The sequence below is a fragment of the Bacillus sp. FSL H8-0516 genome, assembly GCF_038635285.1.
Classification (GTDB): Bacteria; Bacillota; Bacilli; order Bacillales; family Bacillaceae; genus Bacillus; species Bacillus safensis.
In genome coordinates, this window is the sequence record NZ_CP152051.1 from 494929 (window position 1) to 513140 (window position 18212).

Below are 18212 nucleotides of genomic sequence, written 5' to 3' on the forward strand. Positions count from 1 at the left end.
TCTAAGTGCCTTGGTTGGTGTCCCCTTGGAGACGCGCCTCTCCCTTATCAATGGCGTATCTGGATACGGAACAAAAGTGTTGAGGAATGTGGCTATACGAGAGGGACATTCTGAGCCTGAATAGCAGCTGGTCTGCGGCAGCCGTATCGAGGACAGTTTTTCATTTCAATTGATGATTGACTGTAATTGGCATCCTCTCGGAGTGTAGTCATCATTTCAAAATCTATTTAAGCGAATAGCGTAAGGTGGTGTTTATTCAGCTAACAGTGTTCTGTTTCGAAAGAGACAATAAAGCAATCGAAAAGCATTGCAGCTTGATCAAAATAGCGAAATCTACAAGGCAAAAAGCGATATTGAAAAACAAACTTCTGAATATCTGAAAATCAAAAAAGAACAAGAAGAAGCCCGCGAAATCGCAAAGGAACAAGAAGCACTCGCCAACCGCCCTTGGTATGAAAAAGCGCTCGATTATGGTGGAAACATCGTCAATGAACTGACTGGTGTTAACGATGCAAAACGTGCCGCAACAGGCGTTGATCCAATCACAGGGGAAGAACTCACCGCAGGACAGCGAGTCGCGGCAGGTGGCATGGCAGCAGCCGGTTACATCCCTATCGTGGGTTGGGCAGGCCGCATTTTCAAAGGCGGGAAGGCTGTCTATAAAACGACCCAAGCCACATCAGCCGCAGTCAGGGCAGTTGACATCTATAAGACATCACAAAAATCCTTTGACGCCCTGAAAACATCGCAAAAAGGTTTATATGGACTCACCGCCACCAACGGCTTCAGCGAAGCAATTACAGGCCGAGACATGTTTGGAAACAAGATCTCAAAAGAACAGCAGGAAGCGAGTATGAATGCGGCTCTTGGAATGCTTTTGCCGTTTGGGGCTAAAGGGTTTCATGGGAAGATGGGGATTAGGAGTACGAGAGAACTTAAGCATCCAGTTTTAGATAATCCACGAGTAGGTAGTGCTTTAAAAGATGATTTTTATCATAGCTTTAATGATATAATTGACAACTACGCAGTTCATTCTAAGAGATTTGATTTACCAAATAGAAAAGGCCATATGGATTCGTTGTATCAAATAGAGGGCTCGGTGGTTAAGTACGAAACCAAATATGTAAAAGTAAAGAACAACGCCCCAGAAATGTTACAGTCGAAAGAAATAAGGAATGGCGTGTTTGAATGGGTGGTAGATCCAACAACGAATACAGTAACCCATAGAACTTTTATACCTGGTGGCAAAGTTACAGGAAAAATAAATCAATGGGGGAAATAGAAAATTGTATAAAACGGATATAATCACGAAAAATGGTTTTGATTGTAACTGGTCTACACTGTTTGTTGGTAGACAGTTTAATTTAATTTCGGCATTAGAAGTAACAAACTATGCTGTTAAATATCTAGAAAACAACCCTAATGCTAACAATGAATTAATCCTTGAATTAGCTTGGGAACAAGAAGAAGTTAAAGTAGATCATATACTTGAAAGCATAGTCTCTGACAAATCATCGGAAGACATGAAGAGAGAGTATCATAAGTGGCTATATAGCACTATGAAAGAAGTTTATACTAATTCAACTGATGAAAACATATTTGAAGAAATTGAAAATATTTTTTCAATCTTTAATACACCCGAAAATATGTATGATTTTTTTAGAAAAGTTTCAGACGCATTTTATTACCCTCACGATTCACAAAATACAATTAAAGAACTTGTAGAAGAGTTTTTAGAAGATGAAAAGGAATTGATTTTATAACTAGAGAGTTTAATAGAACGATGGACTAATGGTCCATCGTTTTCTTTCATTCTTTGCTGGTAAAGAGATTGGTATGATAAAAAATAAAGTAGATTTGTTAGATCTCGAAAGCAATTGAGGAGAAAACAATGAGTGACCATAAAATAAGCATCCTGTCTGAGAAGTTTGAAAATGAAAATACTGGTGAACTCGTAGAAGGAATTACGATTATGATAGACGATAAATTAAAAAGATGCTAAAAAATACAACAAACCTGAATGAAACAGTCACCTTGATTTTTACCTGCACAAGCCATTCCATTCCCGTCAGAAATTAATGTGTTAAAATAAACCAATAAAAAGGAGCTAAAACCATGCTATGGATTTTCACACAAAACCAGCAAAGTTTCGTTCATGTCCACGAAATCACAGTAGCCGGCAAAAAGATTGAAGGGATGATCGCAGGAAGCGATACTTGGGTCAAGACGCTCGGTAAGTATGACTCAAACGATCGTGCAGCAGAGATCCTTGAAGACATTGTGAAAACAATTGAAGCCAATCAAGATGCCACCGCGACTTACAGAATGCCAAATCAATAAAAAAGAAACCACCTTTCCATTGCGAAAAGGTGGTTTTTGTTTATGATGGTGTTTTTGTAAAGGCTAAAAATAAAGGGATGCCTGTGCCGACAAGGGTGGTGGCAAATAGGAACATACCGCAAATGAATAGAAAATGACTGGCTGAAAAGACAAGTGCCAGAATAAGAAAAACGATGCTGAGTCCTGCCATGCTATATGATGGGACAAAGCGGCGTTTGTATGTGGCTTTCTTTGTTAAGAATGAGAAGAAAATGCCAAATAATAATGGGACAATCCATAAGTAAAATAAAATAATAAGAGACATACTTCATACCTCGATTTTTCCTTCTATTTTATCAGATGCTGATCGCAATCGATACTACAAAGCTTCACTTTGTAAAATAATTCATGCAATCGACACAATTACGTGGGCTGATTCATAGAATGCGTTTTTTCTTTCATATATTCAGGCTGCAAAAGGGCGTATACACAATGATCCGTAAAGCGGTCGCCCAGCCATTCACATTGTCTCAAAATGCCTTCAAGCGAAAAGGATAATCGCTCTGCGATGCGTCTGCTCTTCAGGTTATCGACAGCAGCCCTGATTTCAATGCGGTGCAGTCCACAATCTTCAAATAAATAATGAATGACTGCTTTGCACGCTTTTGTCATAATGCCTTTTCCTTGATAGCCTTCTCCGAGCCAATAGCCAATTGAAACAGTTCTGTCGATCCAATGAATTTGGTGGGTGCCGATGATCCCGACAAGTTCTCCATGTGACCAGATGCCCGCTTGAAAACCGTTGTTCTGCATGGCTTGCTGCATTGCGCCTTGAATGAACGCCATGCTGTCTTCTTCTGTTTTCGTTGAATCCACCCAAAGCATCCATTCACGTAAATGCTCTCTTGACCGCTGAATGAGCAAATATAGACTTCGTGCGTCTCTTGGCTCAAGCAGCCGCATGGATATCTCTTGATCTTGATAAAAAAACATGTGCCCACATCCTCTCAGGGGAATTTTACCATAACCATATGAAAAGAAAAAGACAGCATCACTACTGTCTTTTACATAAATGTATCCACAATTAAAAAGAGATTGAGTGCGACAACAAGAGCTGCTATCACCCAAGATATTCCTGTTACCCAGCGGGCATTCGTTAATTCGCCCATAATTCGTTTTTTACTTGTAAATAAAATGAGCGGAATTAAAGCAAAGGCAATACCAAAGGATAAGACCACCTGACTCATCACAAGTGCGGATGTCGGATTCACCCCAGATGCAATGATCACAATAGGGGGAATAATAGTAATCAGCCGGCGGACATACAGTGGAATGCGGTATTGAATAAAACCCTGCATAATGATATCGCCTGACAATGTACCGACAGAAGAGCTGGATAGTCCGGCTACAAGCAGGCCTACACCAAATAAGATAGCTGATACAGGACCTGCGAGTGTGCTAAAATGCTGGAACGCAACATCCAGATCTTCAACAAAGAGACCATTTTTATAAAATAGAGCGGCTGCCACAATCAACATACTGGCATTGATGGCTCCAGCGACTAGCATCGCAATGAGGATATCTAAAAACTCAAAGCGGAAAATCTGTTTTTTCTCCTTTTCCGTTCTGCCGACGACTCTTCTTTGGGTTAATGCTGAATGTAAATAGATCGCGTGCGGCATCACAGTGGCACCTAAAATTCCAGCTGCAAGCAGTACACTATCTGTGCCTTCAAATTTTGGAATGAAAAGCCCGCCTGCGACACTTCCTATATCAGGCTTGGCGACAAAGGTTTGCACAGCGAAAGCGATCACGACAACGAACAGCATGCCGGTGATGCCGGCTTCTAATGCTCGATATCCACGTCTTTGCAATTCTAAAATCGCAAATGATCCGATGGCTGCAATAATAGATGCTTCAAGCAAAGGAATCCGAAAGAGCAAGTATAAACCAAGTGCCGCTCCAATAAACTCAGCTAAATCTGTGGCAATAATAACGAGTTCTCCCTGAATCCATAAACCGATGGAGACGGGTTTTGGAAACTCTTCACGTGCGATTTCAGGTAAGTTTTTCCCTGTCGCTATTCCAAGCTTTGCGGATAAGGATTGGATGAGCAGCGCCATGAGATTTGATATGAGAATGACCCATAAGAGAAGATATCCATATTTAGAGCCAGCCGCAATGTTGGTGGCAAAATTCCCTGGATCAATATATGCAATGGCTGCGATAAAAGCAGGGCCTAGAAAAGGAAGAAGCCTTCTAAATCCTTTGACCTTACCTTCAAGTGCACGCTCAGCTGCCGCTGACATGTGTGCCTGTGCCTCGATGTATTTGTTTGTCATATGTCATCACCTAGATTCTACAAAGTTTTGCTTGGGCACAAAAAGTTTCCTTCATGCAATTTTTAATCATCATATGCCCATCTTCATGAAAAGTCAACTATCTGAACTAATAGGTTTGTTTATCATATGTAAGTGAAAAAAATAGATACCTTGTCAACGCGCAACATAAAAAACACCGTCCCTTAGACGGTGTCCCTACTGCTTCCTCTTTTATTTGTTTTTTTAAGATACCCTTGATCCCACGCTGCGGAAGATCAGGCTTAAAATAATGACAAAGATGGCTGCTCCTAAGATCGCTGGAATGATCGCAAAGCCTGCCAGACTAGGACCCCACGTTCCAAGCAATCCATGACCAATCCAAGCACCTGCAAGTCCTGCAATCATTGAACCGATCCATCCTCCTGGTACACTACCTCCAGCGAGTGCACTCCCAATGAGACCAATGACAATCGCCACAACTAATGAAATTAGAAATCCTAACATGTTGATCACTCCTCTTTTGTTTGTTTATTAAGCAATAACCGTTTTGAAAAAGATTAAAACCTTTCGGAACCGCTTCAATGTTCTATACGTATGATGGACAAGGATTGTGTATAATAACAGACAAATACTTCAGCGGCATCTAAGGAGGCATATGGCATGGAGGAAAGAGAATGGCTAAAAGCACAATTAAAGGAGATCGAAAAGTGGGAGAAAGACCAGCAAAAGGTATGGTTTTGGGAGAAACTCAGCCGCCTTCCATTTCAAATGCTGGACAAGCTGACGCCTGCTTTTATTCAGAAAAAAATCGGTGTGCTACTTGATGAAATGGGTCATTACATTCAATCTGGCGGTGCCTATTTGACATCGGAAAAAGGCATCATTCATCAATTTCAAAAGAAGTGTGAGGGCGAATCCATTCAGCGCATAGAGGATATTGGAAAGGCCCCAATCGAAATGATGGATGCCATTAGTGAACATATGGGGAAAAACAGAACGAATCTCGCGACTGTGCAAGGGGCGACAACTGGTGTCGGCGGAATGTTTACGCTAGCTGCTGATATTCCTGCGGTCCTGGGCCTCTCTCTGAAAACATTACAGGATATTGCCGTCACCTATGGCTATGATCCTAAAAACAAAGAGGAGCGGGTCTTCATCATTAAATGCTTGCAGCTGAACTCTGCGGATGTCGTTGGAAAGAAATCGATTCTAAAAGAACTCAAAAGCTATCATGCATCCGAAGGGAAGCATGAAAACATGATTTCCCAAATCCAAGGGTGGCGTGAGGTCGTCTATAATTACCGGGATTCGTTCGGCTGGAAGAAACTATTTCAGCTTGTTCCCATCGCTGGGATTTTGTTTGGTGCCGTTTCGAACCGCTCACAATTAAAAGGAATTGCCGAAACCGGCATGATGCAATACCGAAAGCGAAGAATTTTAACAAGATTAGAAGAGCTCACGCAGCAAGAACAGAGTGAGTCCGGCGCATAAAAAAATCCCATATCAAAGGGATTTTTTATTTGCTCTCATCCTCTTCCTGAAAAGCATGAATAGGTGAGTGTTCATAACGTGCACGCAGTTCGCGGATCTGTTTGATGAGGGTGGAGCCGATCGTTTTTTCGGCTTCATCATACAAAGGATCCAGGGCTTTCATCCATTTTTGTCTTTCAGCTGGCGTCAATTCATGAATGGCAATCGGCGATTCACGTTTAATGTCCTCCAGCTGATCTTTGTTCATCTGTTCTGCATGCTTTTCATTCCAAGCCGTAGTTTCTTCCATGGCCTCAAGTAAAATCCGTTTCGTTTCGGGTGTCTGGCGGTCAAAGAAGGATTGATCTGTTAAGACCACATAGCCTAAATACCCGTGATTGCTGATCGTCATATAGTCTTGTATATGATAGAATTTTTTTGAATAAATATTTGAAATGGTATTTTCTTCACCGTCTACTTTTTTTGATTCTAATAGCTGAAACGTTGAATTAAATGATTCCTGATAGGGCTTTGCGCCAAGAAGTTTGAATTGTTTTTCAATCATGTCGCTTTGCATAATGCGGAGAGACTGGTTTTTTAAATCAGCCGGCTGTTTGATGGGCCCTTTATTAGAGGTAATTTGCTTAAAGCCATTTGTCCAATAAGCCATTCCCTTTAACCCATCTTTTTGCAGCGTGCCAAACAACCTTTGTCCAATTGCACCTTGCAGGCCTTCTTGAACCGCATTGTAATTTGAAAAAGCAAAGGGAAGATCAAGTGCCAGCCACTCAGGGGACAGCATGCCGAGCTTCGAGGTAGACGGAGCAATAAATTGAACTTGATTCTCTTTGAGTGCATTTATTTCTTCAATATCAGAATAAAGGCTTCCGTTGGAGAAAATTTGAATGCTGATCTTTCCATCGGATTTTTCGTGCACGAGCTCAGCAAATTTCTTTGCGGCAAGTCCTTTAGGTGTATTGTCTGCCACGACATGGCTGAATTTGAACACAAGCTGGTCCTTCAGTCCAGTCTGTTCATCATCAAAGGTTGTCGCTGATTTTGGCATCATATGATAAAAACCAAAGTATAAAGCGGTTACAAAACCGATCATGAGCAATAGTGTATAAGCGAGTAAATTCTTCATGCGTCAGATCCCCCTTATGTCAAGCATACTTGACAGAGGAAGAATCCGTAAAGATACAGGTGAAAAAATGATGAGAAATCGATTGAAATTACAACAATTATCTATTAGATGGAAGCTTACCATCCTCACATATTTCGTTGTCATTTTCGCCCTTTTAATCGGAGGGATTATCCTTGTTGGGGGAATTCAGCAAACAGAGGAACGGGAGCTTCGAAAAAGACTCATGAACACGGCGAGAACCGTGGCTGAGATGAATGAGGTGAAGCAGGCGTTAGCTGATCAGACAAAGGATCGTGATCAATTACAGCATGCAATCGAAGAGATTCGGATTATTCAAGACGCTGACTATATTGTCGTGATGGATATGGATCATGTGAGATTAACGCATCCAGTGAAAACGAGGATTGGCCAGCGCTCAGAAGGAACTGATGAAGAGCCGGCTTTTGCAGAGCATATTTATTTCTCAGAAGCAGAGGGAGAGCTTGGAACAGCCATCAGAGCTTTTTATCCAGTCAAGGATGATCAATTTAATCAAACAGGGGTTGTGCTTGTAGGAAGAACTCTGCCAAGTATGGCAGATATATTAGGAGAAATGAAGCAGGATATCCTTATGATTCTCCTGCTGACGCTCAGCTTTGGGCTTGTGGGTTCATTTTTGCTCGCCCGTCATATTAAACAGCAAATGTTTAAGCTGGAGCCGCATGAGATTGTCAGAATGCTAGAGGAACGCACTGCAACCTTTCACTCTATTAATGAAGGGGTCATCGCCATTGATAATCAGCACATGATCACCATTTTTAATGAGAAGGCGAAGCAGATTTTTGGCGTAACAGGTGATGTCGTGGGCCGGAATATTTGGGGTGTGCTGTCTGATACGAGACTTCCTGAGATTATTGATCGCGCAGAACCTGTCTACAATGAAGAAATCCATATGAGCGGAAAGCGGATCATGAGCAGCCGGATTCCGATAGTCATGAAAAAGAAGATCATCGGAGCGGTCGCCATTTTTCAAGACCGGACAGAAGCAGCGAAATTGGCGGAGGAGCTCACAGGGGTTAAGAACTTTGTGGACGGTTTGCGGGTGCAAAACCATGAACATATGAATAAGCTTCATACGATTGCCGGGCTGATTCAGCTCGGTAAAGCCGATCAGGCGCTCGATCTAGCCTTTCAAACAACAGAGGAGCAGGAACATGTGACGGACTTTCTTCATCGCGTCATAGAGCATAATGCTGTCGCAGGGTTATTGATGAGCAAAATCAGAAGAGGCAAGGAGCTTGGCATCATGGTCGAAGTAGATGAACATAGCTGTCTGCGTGATTTCCCTGAACGGCTTGATCAGCATGATATGACAAAGCTGCTCGGAAATCTCATTGAGAACGCCTTTGCTTCGTATGATACTGTAGAAAGAGACACAAAAGTCATTTCCATTAGTATCGATCAAACGGAGGATGTCCTCGCGATTTTAATTGAAGACAATGGCTCCGGGATCGAAGAAGAAATGATTCCTTCTATTTTCGATAAAGGCTTCACACATGGCAAAGAGGGCGGAACAGGCTATGGCCTGTACATTGTAAAAACGATTATCGACAAAGGGATGGGAAATGTAGAGGTCACATCAAGCATCGGTATTGGTACCACCTTCTCAATCGAATTCCCAATGACCATAGAGGAGAGAGACAGATGACTCAGATTAAGGTGCTGTTAATTGAAGATGACCCAATGGTGCAAGAAGTGAATAAAGAGTTCATTATGAGTGTCCCTGGCTTTCAAGTCGCAGCTGTCGCTGGAAATGGGGAGCAGGGCATCCAGCTGATCAAAGAGATTCGTCCAGACCTCGTGGTACTTGATGTATATATGCCAAAAAAGGATGGCGTCAAAACGCTGCAAGACATCAGAAAACAGAAGATGAAAGTGGACGTAATTGTCATTTCAGCAGCGAAGGACAAAGAGACCATCGGCATCATGCTTCAAAATGGTGCGCGGGATTATATTATTAAACCATTCAAATTTGAACGAATGAAAGAATCACTTGAAAGCTATAAGGCGTTTAAATCAAAAATTCGAACAGCAGCAGAATTTTCTCAAGAGATGCTCGATGATATCATACGAAAGCCTGCTGTTAAGCAGGAAGATACTTGGCTTCCTAAAGGGCTGAATGTGCATACGATGAACGAAATTAAAGCGTATATGGGCTTGCAGGAAGGCGCGCAGTCTGCAGAAGAAGTCGCCAATGCACTTGGCATTGCCCGCGTCACGGCACGCCGCTATTTAGACTTTCTCGTTAAAGAAGGCGAGCTGAAATTAGATATGCAATATGGCGGGGTAGGACGGCCTGTGAATAAATATATCGTACATTCTGACTAAAGACCAAAAAGACCAAAATGTACGATATGTCCATAAGCTTCACAGCCTTTGATGAAATCGCTATCATTTATCTACAGATAATAGTTAAGCGTTTACATCAAAGGGTGAGGGAGTTGATTTTTTATGAAAAGGATTTTGAAGAACCTGACATTTCAGGTAATTGCAGCTGTCATTATCGGGATCATTGTCGGGATGGTTTGGCCAAACGTCGGAAAAGAAATGAAGCCGCTTGGTGACACCTTTATCAATGCCGTTAAAATGGTCATTGCACCAATTATTTTCTTAACCATTGTTCTTGGTATTGCCAAGATGGGTGATATGAAAAAGGTTGGGAAAGTTGGGGGAAAAGCATTTATTTATTTTGAAGTTGTCACGACACTTGCTCTAGTCATCGGTCTTTTTGTGGTGAATATCATGAAGCCAGGTGCAGGTCTTGACTATAGCAAGCTTGAAAAAGGGGACGTTTCACAGTATACCCAAAATGGGGGACAGGGTATCGACTGGATGGAATTTGTTACACACATCGTGCCATCTAACATGGTTGATGCTTTCGCAAAGGGTGATATTTTACAGGTCTTATTCTTCTCTATTTTATTCGGTGTTGCGCTCGCTGCTCTTGGCGAGAAGGGGAAAGGCATTATCGAATGGCTTGATAAGCTGTCACTTGTTTTCTTTAAAATCATTGGTTATATCATGCGTGCTGCGCCTCTTGGTGCATTTGGGGCGATGGCTTATACGATCGGACACTTTGGTTTGGCATCGATTAAACCGCTGGCGAGTCTGATGCTCTCCGTTTATATGACAATGTTCTTGTTCATCTTCATTGTACTGAACATCATTTGTAAAATGTATGGCTTCAGCTTGTTTAGCTATCTGCGATTTATCAAAGATGAAATTTTAATTGTACTTGGCACAAGTTCTTCAGAATCCGTGCTGCCAAGAATGATGGATAAAATGGAACGCTACGGGTGTTCTAAGTCTGTTGTCGGTCTTGTCATTCCAACAGGTTATTCCTTTAACCTAGACGGAACTTCCATCTATTTATCAATGGCCGTCGTCTTCTTGGCGCAAGTGTTTGGTGTAGACCTATCGATCGGTCAGCAGATCACCATTATCCTTGTGCTGATGCTTACATCAAAGGGAGCAGCTGGGGTGACAGGAAGCGGATTTATCGTGCTTGCATCTACACTTGCAGCACTTCAGGTCATTCCGTTAGAGGGTCTAGCACTGCTGCTTGGGGTTGACCGCTTCATGAGTGAAGGAAGAGCGATTACAAACCTCATTGGAAATGGAATCGCAACAATTGTTGTCGCGAAGAGTGAAGGTGAATTTGACGAAGCGAAGAGCAAAACAGCACTTCAGGAAATGCGGAATATGAAGCAGGCTGTTTAGTATAAAAACAACCAAAAACCGAAACCTTATGTTCTACATGGGTTCGGTTTTTTTGTGTAAAAAAGAAAAACCGATAAAATTAATACAAATCGTAAGACCTCTTTGACCTTTTATTATATAATTTACAGAAAGATCCGATATAATGTATATCAGATACGATGAAAAATAGACTTTAGTCCTGGCAGGTGTGTAACGTAATGACGGCATTTTTAAAATTGTTCGAAAAACCCGGTGTTAAGCGGTTTTCAGTATTTGTAGTATTAGCCACAGCATTATATCTATTAAGAGGAATGATGAATTTAATTCTTTTGACCTTCATTTTCACCTTTTTGATGAATCGGTTGGAAGAGGTCATTAGAGGCTTTTTAAATCGCTTCCTGAAAATAGGACAGAAATCGGTCATTACCATTTTGTATATTCTTCTGGCTGGTGGATTAACATTTGGCGGATTCGTTTTTGTACCAATCATCGCCAAACAGGTAGAGCAGCTATTCCATTTAGGAAAGAAAATTGCAGATCACCCACAAGATTTACCCTTCTTTGACGTCATCACGAACGTATTCGGAGATTTCAAAATATCAGCTTTCTTTGAGAAAGGGTTTAATTTCCTCTATACATACATAACCGATTTCAGCACGTTCAGTATCCAGGTCATTATGTCCTTAATATTAAGCATGTTCTTCCTGTTCGAAAAAGAACGCCTCATTCAATTCATGAACAAGTTCAAAACGAGTAAAATCTCCGTATTCTATCATGAAATTGCCTTCTTTGGACGCAAATTTTCCCGAACGTTTGGAAAAGTACTCGAAGCACAGTTTATTATTGCAACCGTTAATTGTGTGCTAACGACCATTGCGCTAGGCATTATGGGCTTCCCGCAGTTATTTGGATTAGCGGTCATGGTCTTTTTGCTAGGCTTAATCCCAGTAGCGGGTGTGGTTATCTCTCTTATTCCACTCAGCATCATTGCGTATACACTCGGAGGCGGAATGTATGTCCTGTATATTGTGCTGGTGATTGTGATTATCCATGCTATTGAAGCATACTTCTTGAATCCGAAGCTCATGTCAGCTAAAACAGAACTCCCTATTTTCTTCACATTTATTGTGCTGATCTTCTCTGAACACTATATTGGCATTTGGGGACTTATTATCGGTATCCCAATCTTTGTGTTTATTTTAGATATTCTTGAAGTGACAAATAGGGAAGAAAGTAATTAAAAAGTTCATATGAACCTGTTTACAATTTTCTAAAAATAAGGTATAAATGGTATGAAAATATCATATATCCACACGCTTAATCCTTCTAAAGGAATGGGGGACCCATGTTTTTGGGGTGAATTTTTCTTATCTGAGAAAAAAGGACATCTCTTCGTCCTAACCCGTCAGCTAACCTCATCAGCGTGAAGAGAGTAGACAGTGGTACACGTATGGACACGCAGGCCCACGAGAAAACTCTCTCGTGGGTCTTTTTGACGAGGAAGGGGAGATTTTATTGAAGCTGGCGACAAAAATTATTATTGCCTTGTTTGTAGGTGCAATCACAGGATTGCTGCTTAACCTTTTTGCTCCAAATGTATTCAAAGTGTTAGACCCTTATTTATTTACACCTCTAGGTCAAATCTTCTTAAACCTGATTAAAATGCTGGTTGTACCCATTGTATTCTTTTCGATCACGCTCGGTGTAGCAGGCCTTGGCGATCCGAAGAAGCTAGGCAGAATCGGCGTAAAAACCATTACTTATTTCCTGCTCACTACGACTTTCGCCATTATCATTGGCATTTCATTAGCCTTATTGATTAAGCCCGGAGCCTTCGGTAATTTTGATACAAAAGCGGCTGATTATTCCGCAGAGGAAGCCCCATCAATAGCAGAAACACTACTCAACATTATTCCAACCAATCCAGTCCAATCGTTAGTTGAAGGAAACATGCTTCAAATTATCGTCTTCTGCGTATTTTTAGGTCTTGGCATAGCCATGCTTGGTAAAAAAACGGAAGGCTTGCTGAAGCTGTTTGAACAAGGAAATGAATTAATGATGTATCTTGTCGGTGTTGTAATGAAATTTGCACCGTACGGGACATTCGGTTTGATTGCAACCGCGATCGGCAGTCAGGGACTGGATGCCATGAAAGCGATGGGACTTTACTTCTCGGTCGTGTTAATTGCGCTTATCCTGCATTTCTTCCTGACATATGGATCAACCATTGCTATCTTAGCTAAACGAAATCCAATGGCATTCTTTAAAGGATTTTCACCAGCGATGGTTGTTGCGTTTAGTACATCAAGCAGTAACGCAGTACTGCCGGTATCAATGGAAACAGCGCAAAAGCGTTTAAAGGTGCCAGAGCCGATTTCAAGCTTTGTGCAGCCGCTGGGTGCAACCATTAATATGGATGGCACAGCCATTATGCAAGGTGTTGCGACCATTTTTATCGCTCAAGTGTATGGGGTTGAACTGACGCTTGTTCAAATGCTGACGGTTGTCTTAACAGCTGTTTTAGCAAGTGTCGGTACAGCAGGTGTCCCAGGGGTAGGGCTCATCATGCTGGCCATGGTGTTAAATTCCGTGAATCTTCCTGTTGAGGGAATAGCGCTGATCCTTGGCATAGACCGCTTATTAGATATGGCAAGAACCGTAGTGAATATTACAGGTGACGCAGCATGTGCGGTGATTGTTTCTGAAACCGAAAAGAAACACGAAAAAGAAGCGCCGACACCTAACTTATCACTGTAATAAGCAAGAAGGGCTGGCTGGGTCAGTCCTTTTTTTCATGGATTGATTTGTCTTGCGTGATATACTTTTAACAGAATGAGCGGCCATACATGCCGCCATAGGTTTACATCAGAAGGAGGAACCACTTTGCAGTCTGCTGTTTTAAAAGTAGAGAAAGTCGATAAACTAATTGGCCGGAAAATGATCTTGCAGGATATTTCTATAGACATTGGGCAAGGAGAAATTGTTGGATTACTTGGACCCAATGGGTCTGGAAAAACAACTTTGATTCGATTGATCGTTGGCTTGATGAAAAAAAACAATGGCAACATCATGATCAATGGATATTCACAAGATGAGGATTTTCTTAAAGCGATGTCATCTGTTGGTGCGATCATAGAAAACCCAGAATTTTATTCGTATTTAACAGGCTTTGAAAACCTTGAAATGTATGCAGCGATGCACGATGGCGTGACGGAGGAACGCATTCAGGAAGTGGTGGAAAGAGTTCGTCTTGAGGATGCCATTCATCAAAAGGTCAAGACGTATTCACTAGGGATGAAACAAAGGCTTGGGATTGCACAAGCTATTTTGCATCGTCCGAACCTGCTCATTTTAGACGAACCGACAAATGGACTGGACCCTGCAGGAATGAAGGAATTCCGGGAGCACTTACAAATGCTTGTAAAGGAAGAAGGAACCTCGGTGTTATTTGCGACGCATTTATTGCATGAGGTTGAGGAGCTATGTGACCGAATGATTATCATTCAAAAGGGACAGATCAAAGCTAGTACTCATCTCCGGGATATGGAGGGGAAAGAGCAGGTGCTGATGAATATTCAGCCAGTAGAAAAGGCGGTCTCATGGCTTGATGCACACGACTATACATATGAACGAAATGGAGCGCGTGTACTGCTTCAACTGAACAAAGAACGTGTGCCAGAGCTGAACAAACAGCTTGTGCTGGCGGGGTTTGATGTACTTGAAATGATGCCTCAAAAGCAGTCAATTGAAGAGGCATTTATGAAATGGACGGAAGGCGGGACGACAGATGTTTAACCTCATCAAGAATGAGCATAAGAAAATCATGAAGAAAAAGATCACATTCATTGCTCTTGGGTTGATCGTTGTATTTCAACTAGCAATGGCTCTCACCTTGAAACGAGTCATATCAAGCTTTGGTGGACAAGACACAGTCGCAAACTATTTTGCTTATTCCACGAATGTCGTGTTTATTTTACAGGTGCTTGCTGTCGTTATTGGCGCAACCTTGATCTCAACAGAGTTTCAAAAAAGGACAATCAAATTTTTATTGATCCGTCCAAAAACAAGACTGCACATTTTTCTGTCAAAATACATCACACTTGTGCTGACAGTCATTTATTTGTTTGTTTTTTATTATGTTTTGGCTTTTCTATTTGGTCTTATTTTCTTCGGTACTGATTTTGATGAAAGAACGGGGCAATTATTTCAGCATACGTTTGCCGTCATTGGATCTCAGTGGGTGGAAGTGATTATGATGGCAAGCTTTGCTTTTATGTGTTCCAGTTTGTTTAGAAACAGTCTTGTTGCCCTTGTGACCTCGTTTTTTGTTTTATATGCGGCGAAATCACTTGTACCGATCATGTCTCTCTTAGAAAATCAGTGGGGGAAAATCCTCCTTTTTGCGAATACGGACTTTACTCAGTACAGCTTTCAAGGACCGCCGCCTTTTCATGGGATGAGCATTTTGTTTTCTCTATTTATAGTAGGGGCGCATTTTGTTTTCTTTATTGGATCGGCTTGGATTCTTTTTTGGAAACGTGATGTAAATGTGTAAAAATTGTGTCAAATAACAAGAAAAATTCGTGACATCTTTGTGAAAACGAGTCTGTATTTCACGATAACCGGCTGATTTTGTCTTATAATAAGAAGGAGTCATGGAGGTGGCACTATCGTGAAAAATTTCATTACGGCTTTACCAATTTTGTTGCTGCTGTCGTTTTCGTTTGTGTCTTTTGCCTTCCAGTTTGATCACCTTGTTTATTTCAGACTAGCGCTGGGGATCTTTTCGTTAGCGGGTCTTTTCTTTCTGTATACACTTAAAAGAAACATGAAATGGTTCATGGTCTATTTATATGCGAGCTGGATCGTTCTTGCTGCCGTCACAACATTTGAGGAACCAGTCTTTTCTCAATTTTTCTTCGGTGGTTTAACGATGACAATGGGTTATCTCACATATATGCTCATTTATTTAGGAATGAAGCAGGACCGTGTAGCGAAATCACATTAAAACAAAAGCCGATAAAATCGAATAACAGATTTTATCGGCTTTTTTATTTTGTTGAAGCAGACAATAGAGCAGTCAGTGTTGACTGCTCCTCTAATAGTTATGATTCACGCCCAGCAGCTGCAAGCTGCTTCTGGTGTTTTTTGTCGATGGTTTCGTAAATACTTTCCATCATTTGAGGATCGCGCATGATGGCCTTTTTGTTCTCTTCAATCAATTGCTGGTAGGTTTTAATTTTCTTCTTAGACATGTGACTCATCGCTCCTTAATAAGAATGGACGTCTATAGGATTTCACATAGATGAAATTGATAATCATTTTCAATTAGCAACTCCATTATACAAAGACAAATGTCAGAAGTAAAGATTCAATTCAGAAAATTCACGTAACCGACATATTCCAAGCTGGTTCGACGCTGCATTCTTTCCCAGGAAATAATTTTGTCATGACTTGTCGTAAGTGAAACATCAATTTGAAACGTTTTGGCTGTGCAGCTCGTCTTATGAAGAGATTTAAAAAGAAAAAAGACATCAGCAAGAGTTTGCTGATGTCCTTCGTTTCATCAATTAAGAAACGTGCTCTTGAAGAAATTCTGTCACTTCTTCAGGCGATTTTGCATTTGCACTGTGTAAATGACCTGTTTTTTCACCATTTTTGAAAATTAACAGGCTTGGAATGCCCATTACCTGATACGTTTCAGCTAATTCAGGGAAATCATCTTTATTTATTTCAAACCATTCATGGTGAGCATAAGCTTCTAGGATGTCTGGAATGAACATGTCCATTCTTGTGCAGTCAGGACACCATGTTGCAAAGAATTTAACGATAACTTCTTTGTCTGATTGAATAATTTCATTGAATTGTTCAGTACTTGTGATTTTTTTCAATTTGTCACAACTCCTTTTCAATGTCATTTTAATATAAAATAAAGGCGAATGACATACAAATGCTCGGGAGGCGCTTACAACCTTTACAAATCATTTCAATTACGTAACAACAAAAATTAATTAGAGCATTTTTGCTTGAAAGTGATAAGATAGTAAAGATGAATTTTAGTGGGGGGAGTATCCATTGAAAATAAGTTTAGGATTGATTTACGGCGGAAAGTCAGCCGAACATAATGTATCACTGCAAACAGCCCTTGCAGTTACAAAAGCACTTAACACTGAGAAGTTCGATATACATCCAATTTATATTACAGAAGAGGGTGAATGGTTAAGAGGAGAAAAACTCACTGAACCAGTATCAAACGTCAAAATGCTTCAATTTGAACAGACCGCAAAGACGTTTTTACCAACTTCTTTAAATGAAAGCATGTTTCCACAGCCTGCATCGGCTGATGAGAAAATTGATGTTGTCTTCCCGTTGCTGCACGGACCAAATGGAGAAGATGGCACAATGCAAGGATTACTTGAACTGTTAAATATCCCGTATGTCGGCAACGGCGTTCTCGCGTCTGCCGCGGGTATGGATAAAGTCATGATGAAAGATGTTTTTGCACAAGCAGGACTTGCACAAGCAAAGCACCTTTCTTTCAATAAAAAAGACTACGAGAAAGCGACACCAGACAGCTTAGAACAGGTTGAAAAAGTACTGGGCTACCCATGCTTTGTGAAACCTGCCAACATGGGATCAAGTGTTGGAATTAGCAAATGCCGCAGCAAAGAAGAACTGCAGACTGCATTTGACCTCGCTTTCCAATATGATCGTCGTGTGGTCGTAGAAGAAGGCGTCGTTGGAAGAGAAATCGAGATTGGTGTATTAGGCAATGATGAGCCGAAATGCTCTGTCGTTGGTGAGATTGCACCTAAAACAGATTTTTATGATTACAAAGCAAAATATGAAGATGGCGATACAGATTTGATCATTCCGGCGAGTGTGTCAGAGGATGAATATAAGACGATTCATGACATGGCAATTAAGGCATTTAAAGCCCTCGATGGATCTGGTCTCGTACGTGCAGACTTCTTCCTTACAGAAAAAGGTGAAGTGTTGATCAATGAAGTGAATACAATGCCTGGATTCACACCATTTAGTATGTTCCCATTACTTTGGAAGCACACTGGTGTAGAGTATCCAGAGTTAATTGAAAAGCTGGTGTCACTTGCAATTGAACGCCATCGAGAAAAACAAACCATTAAAACAACTTTTTAATGTGAGCAGCAAGCAGACACTATCCTTAGGTAGTGTCTCTTTTCCTTCAAACGTGAAATGAG

General features: G+C 41.2%; 19 protein-coding genes, 1 pseudogene and 1 riboswitch. Of the genes and pseudogenes, 13 read left to right on the forward strand and 7 right to left on the reverse strand.

Going from position 1 to position 18212, the window contains the following annotated elements; genetic code table 11:
• Positions 1-319 precede the first annotated feature (319 nt).
• From MHB67_RS02355 to MHB67_RS02365, 3 genes and pseudogenes are all read left to right on the forward strand, one after another.
• Positions 320-1282, forward strand: a pseudogene (locus tag MHB67_RS02355) (pre-toxin TG domain-containing protein); the annotation flags it as partial.
• Positions 1283-1286: 4 nt separating this feature from the next.
• On the forward strand, positions 1287-1763 hold the full coding sequence (locus tag MHB67_RS02360; protein WP_342492762.1) for a DUF2247 family protein: 477 nt from the start codon (positions 1287-1289) through the stop codon (positions 1761-1763).
• A 352-nt stretch (positions 1764-2115) separates the two neighbouring features.
• On the forward strand, positions 2116-2340 hold the full coding sequence (locus tag MHB67_RS02365) for a hypothetical protein (protein WP_073203917.1): 225 nt from the start codon (positions 2116-2118) through the stop codon (positions 2338-2340).
• A 40-nt stretch (positions 2341-2380) separates the two neighbouring features.
• Here the strand turns inward: MHB67_RS02365 and MHB67_RS02370 are convergent, their stop codons facing one another.
• The 4 genes from MHB67_RS02370 to MHB67_RS02385 form a co-directional block, all read right to left on the reverse strand.
• Positions 2381-2644, reverse strand: a complete 264-nt coding sequence (locus MHB67_RS02370) for a hypothetical protein (protein WP_008346966.1) — start codon at positions 2642-2644, stop codon at positions 2381-2383.
• A gap of 98 nt (positions 2645-2742) precedes the next feature.
• On the reverse strand, positions 2743-3312 hold the full coding sequence (locus MHB67_RS02375; protein ID WP_024427358.1) for a GNAT family protein: 570 nt from the start codon (positions 3310-3312) through the stop codon (positions 2743-2745).
• A gap of 71 nt (positions 3313-3383) precedes the next feature.
• Positions 3384-4661: an Nramp family divalent metal transporter gene (locus MHB67_RS02380; protein WP_122631451.1), complete on the reverse strand. Its 1278-nt coding sequence runs from the start codon at positions 4659-4661 to the stop codon at positions 3384-3386.
• A gap of 222 nt (positions 4662-4883) precedes the next feature.
• Positions 4884-5144, reverse strand: a complete 261-nt coding sequence (locus MHB67_RS02385; RefSeq protein ID WP_003214275.1) for a GlsB/YeaQ/YmgE family stress response membrane protein — start codon at positions 5142-5144, stop codon at positions 4884-4886.
• 156 nt (positions 5145-5300) lie between these two features.
• Between MHB67_RS02385 and MHB67_RS02390 the strand changes: the two genes are divergently transcribed.
• On the forward strand, positions 5301-6131 hold the full coding sequence (locus tag MHB67_RS02390) for an EcsC family protein (RefSeq protein ID WP_073203922.1): 831 nt from the start codon (positions 5301-5303) through the stop codon (positions 6129-6131).
• 25 nt (positions 6132-6156) lie between these two features.
• Here MHB67_RS02390 and MHB67_RS02395 read toward each other — a convergent pair whose 3' ends face one another.
• On the reverse strand, positions 6157-7254 hold the full coding sequence (locus MHB67_RS02395) for a DctP family TRAP transporter solute-binding subunit (protein WP_133744979.1): 1098 nt from the start codon (positions 7252-7254) through the stop codon (positions 6157-6159).
• Between the two features lie 82 nt (positions 7255-7336).
• Here MHB67_RS02395 and MHB67_RS02400 point away from each other — a divergent pair, with 82 nt between their 5' ends.
• The 8 genes from MHB67_RS02400 (at position 7337) to MHB67_RS02435 (ending at position 16000) form a co-directional block, all read left to right on the forward strand.
• Positions 7337-8941: a sensor histidine kinase gene (locus MHB67_RS02400; RefSeq protein ID WP_342492919.1), complete on the forward strand. Its 1605-nt coding sequence runs from the start codon at positions 7337-7339 to the stop codon at positions 8939-8941.
• The gene (locus MHB67_RS02405; RefSeq protein ID WP_341319916.1) at positions 8938-9621 is read left to right on the forward strand and encodes a response regulator; all 684 of its coding nucleotides are present in this window, start codon (positions 8938-8940) and stop codon (positions 9619-9621) included. Before MHB67_RS02400 ends, MHB67_RS02405 begins: the two co-directional genes overlap by 4 nt.
• Positions 9622-9744: 123 nt before the next feature.
• Complete coding sequence (gene dctP, locus MHB67_RS02410) at positions 9745-11013, forward strand: C4-dicarboxylate transporter DctP (RefSeq protein WP_073203933.1); 1269 nt, start codon at positions 9745-9747, stop codon at positions 11011-11013.
• 197 nt (positions 11014-11210) lie between these two features.
• Positions 11211-12233: an AI-2E family transporter gene (locus MHB67_RS02415; RefSeq protein ID WP_024425375.1), complete on the forward strand. Its 1023-nt coding sequence runs from the start codon at positions 11211-11213 to the stop codon at positions 12231-12233.
• Positions 12234-12296: 63 nt separating this feature from the next.
• A riboswitch (cyclic di-AMP (ydaO/yuaA leader) is annotated at positions 12297-12430 on the forward strand.
• A gap of 77 nt (positions 12431-12507) precedes the next feature.
• On the forward strand, positions 12508-13749 hold the full coding sequence (locus tag MHB67_RS02420; protein WP_225315573.1) for a dicarboxylate/amino acid:cation symporter: 1242 nt from the start codon (positions 12508-12510) through the stop codon (positions 13747-13749).
• Between the two features lie 126 nt (positions 13750-13875).
• Complete coding sequence (locus tag MHB67_RS02425) at positions 13876-14787, forward strand: ABC transporter ATP-binding protein (RefSeq protein WP_151040829.1); 912 nt, start codon at positions 13876-13878, stop codon at positions 14785-14787.
• Positions 14780-15547 (forward strand): ABC transporter permease, encoded by a 768-nt coding sequence (locus MHB67_RS02430; RefSeq protein WP_151040827.1) that lies wholly within the window; start codon positions 14780-14782, stop codon positions 15545-15547. Before MHB67_RS02425 ends, MHB67_RS02430 begins: the two co-directional genes overlap by 8 nt.
• 117 nt (positions 15548-15664) lie before the next feature.
• Complete coding sequence (locus tag MHB67_RS02435; RefSeq protein ID WP_017366657.1) at positions 15665-16000, forward strand: hypothetical protein; 336 nt, start codon at positions 15665-15667, stop codon at positions 15998-16000.
• Positions 16001-16097: 97 nt separating this feature from the next.
• Here MHB67_RS02435 and fbpB read toward each other — a convergent pair whose 3' ends face one another.
• The gene (gene fbpB, locus MHB67_RS02440; RefSeq protein WP_065215285.1) at positions 16098-16247 is read right to left on the reverse strand and encodes a Fur-regulated basic protein FbpB; all 150 of its coding nucleotides are present in this window, start codon (positions 16245-16247) and stop codon (positions 16098-16100) included.
• Positions 16248-16562: 315 nt separating this feature from the next.
• Positions 16563-16883 (reverse strand): thioredoxin family protein, encoded by a 321-nt coding sequence (locus MHB67_RS02445; RefSeq protein WP_012008983.1) that lies wholly within the window; start codon positions 16881-16883, stop codon positions 16563-16565.
• Positions 16884-17067: 184 nt separating this feature from the next.
• Here MHB67_RS02445 and MHB67_RS02450 point away from each other — a divergent pair, with 184 nt between their 5' ends.
• Entirely contained in the window at positions 17068-18150 is a 1083-nt protein-coding gene (locus MHB67_RS02450; RefSeq protein WP_024425379.1) for a D-alanine--D-alanine ligase, read from the forward strand.
• The last annotated feature ends 62 nt before the right edge of the window (positions 18151-18212 follow it).

What these genes read in the sequence shown, in the direction of transcription:
- MHB67_RS02365 (WP_073203917.1), top strand. Translation starts at nt 2,116, where the DNA reads ATGCTATGGATTTTCACACAAAACCAGCAAAGTTTCGTTCATGTCCAC.
- MHB67_RS02370 (WP_008346966.1), bottom strand. Translation starts at nt 2,644, where the DNA reads ATGTCTCTTATTATTTTATTTTACTTATGGATTGTCCCATTATTATTT.
- MHB67_RS02375 (WP_024427358.1), bottom strand. Translation starts at nt 3,312, where the DNA reads ATGTTTTTTTATCAAGATCAAGAGATATCCATGCGGCTGCTTGAGCCA.
- MHB67_RS02380 (WP_122631451.1), bottom strand. Translation starts at nt 4,661, where the DNA reads ATGACAAACAAATACATCGAGGCACAGGCACACATGTCAGCGGCAGCT.
- MHB67_RS02385 (WP_003214275.1), bottom strand. Translation starts at nt 5,144, where the DNA reads ATGTTAGGATTTCTAATTTCATTAGTTGTGGCGATTGTCATTGGTCTC.
- MHB67_RS02390 (WP_073203922.1), top strand. Translation starts at nt 5,301, where the DNA reads ATGGAGGAAAGAGAATGGCTAAAAGCACAATTAAAGGAGATCGAAAAG.
- MHB67_RS02395 (WP_133744979.1), bottom strand. Translation starts at nt 7,254, where the DNA reads ATGAAGAATTTACTCGCTTATACACTATTGCTCATGATCGGTTTTGTA.
- MHB67_RS02405 (WP_341319916.1), top strand. Translation starts at nt 8,938, where the DNA reads ATGACTCAGATTAAGGTGCTGTTAATTGAAGATGACCCAATGGTGCAA.
- dctP (WP_073203933.1), top strand. Translation starts at nt 9,745, where the DNA reads ATGAAAAGGATTTTGAAGAACCTGACATTTCAGGTAATTGCAGCTGTC.
- MHB67_RS02415 (WP_024425375.1), top strand. Translation starts at nt 11,211, where the DNA reads ATGACGGCATTTTTAAAATTGTTCGAAAAACCCGGTGTTAAGCGGTTT.
- MHB67_RS02430 (WP_151040827.1), top strand. Translation starts at nt 14,780, where the DNA reads ATGTTTAACCTCATCAAGAATGAGCATAAGAAAATCATGAAGAAAAAG.
- fbpB (WP_065215285.1), bottom strand. Translation starts at nt 16,247, where the DNA reads ATGTCTAAGAAGAAAATTAAAACCTACCAGCAATTGATTGAAGAGAAC.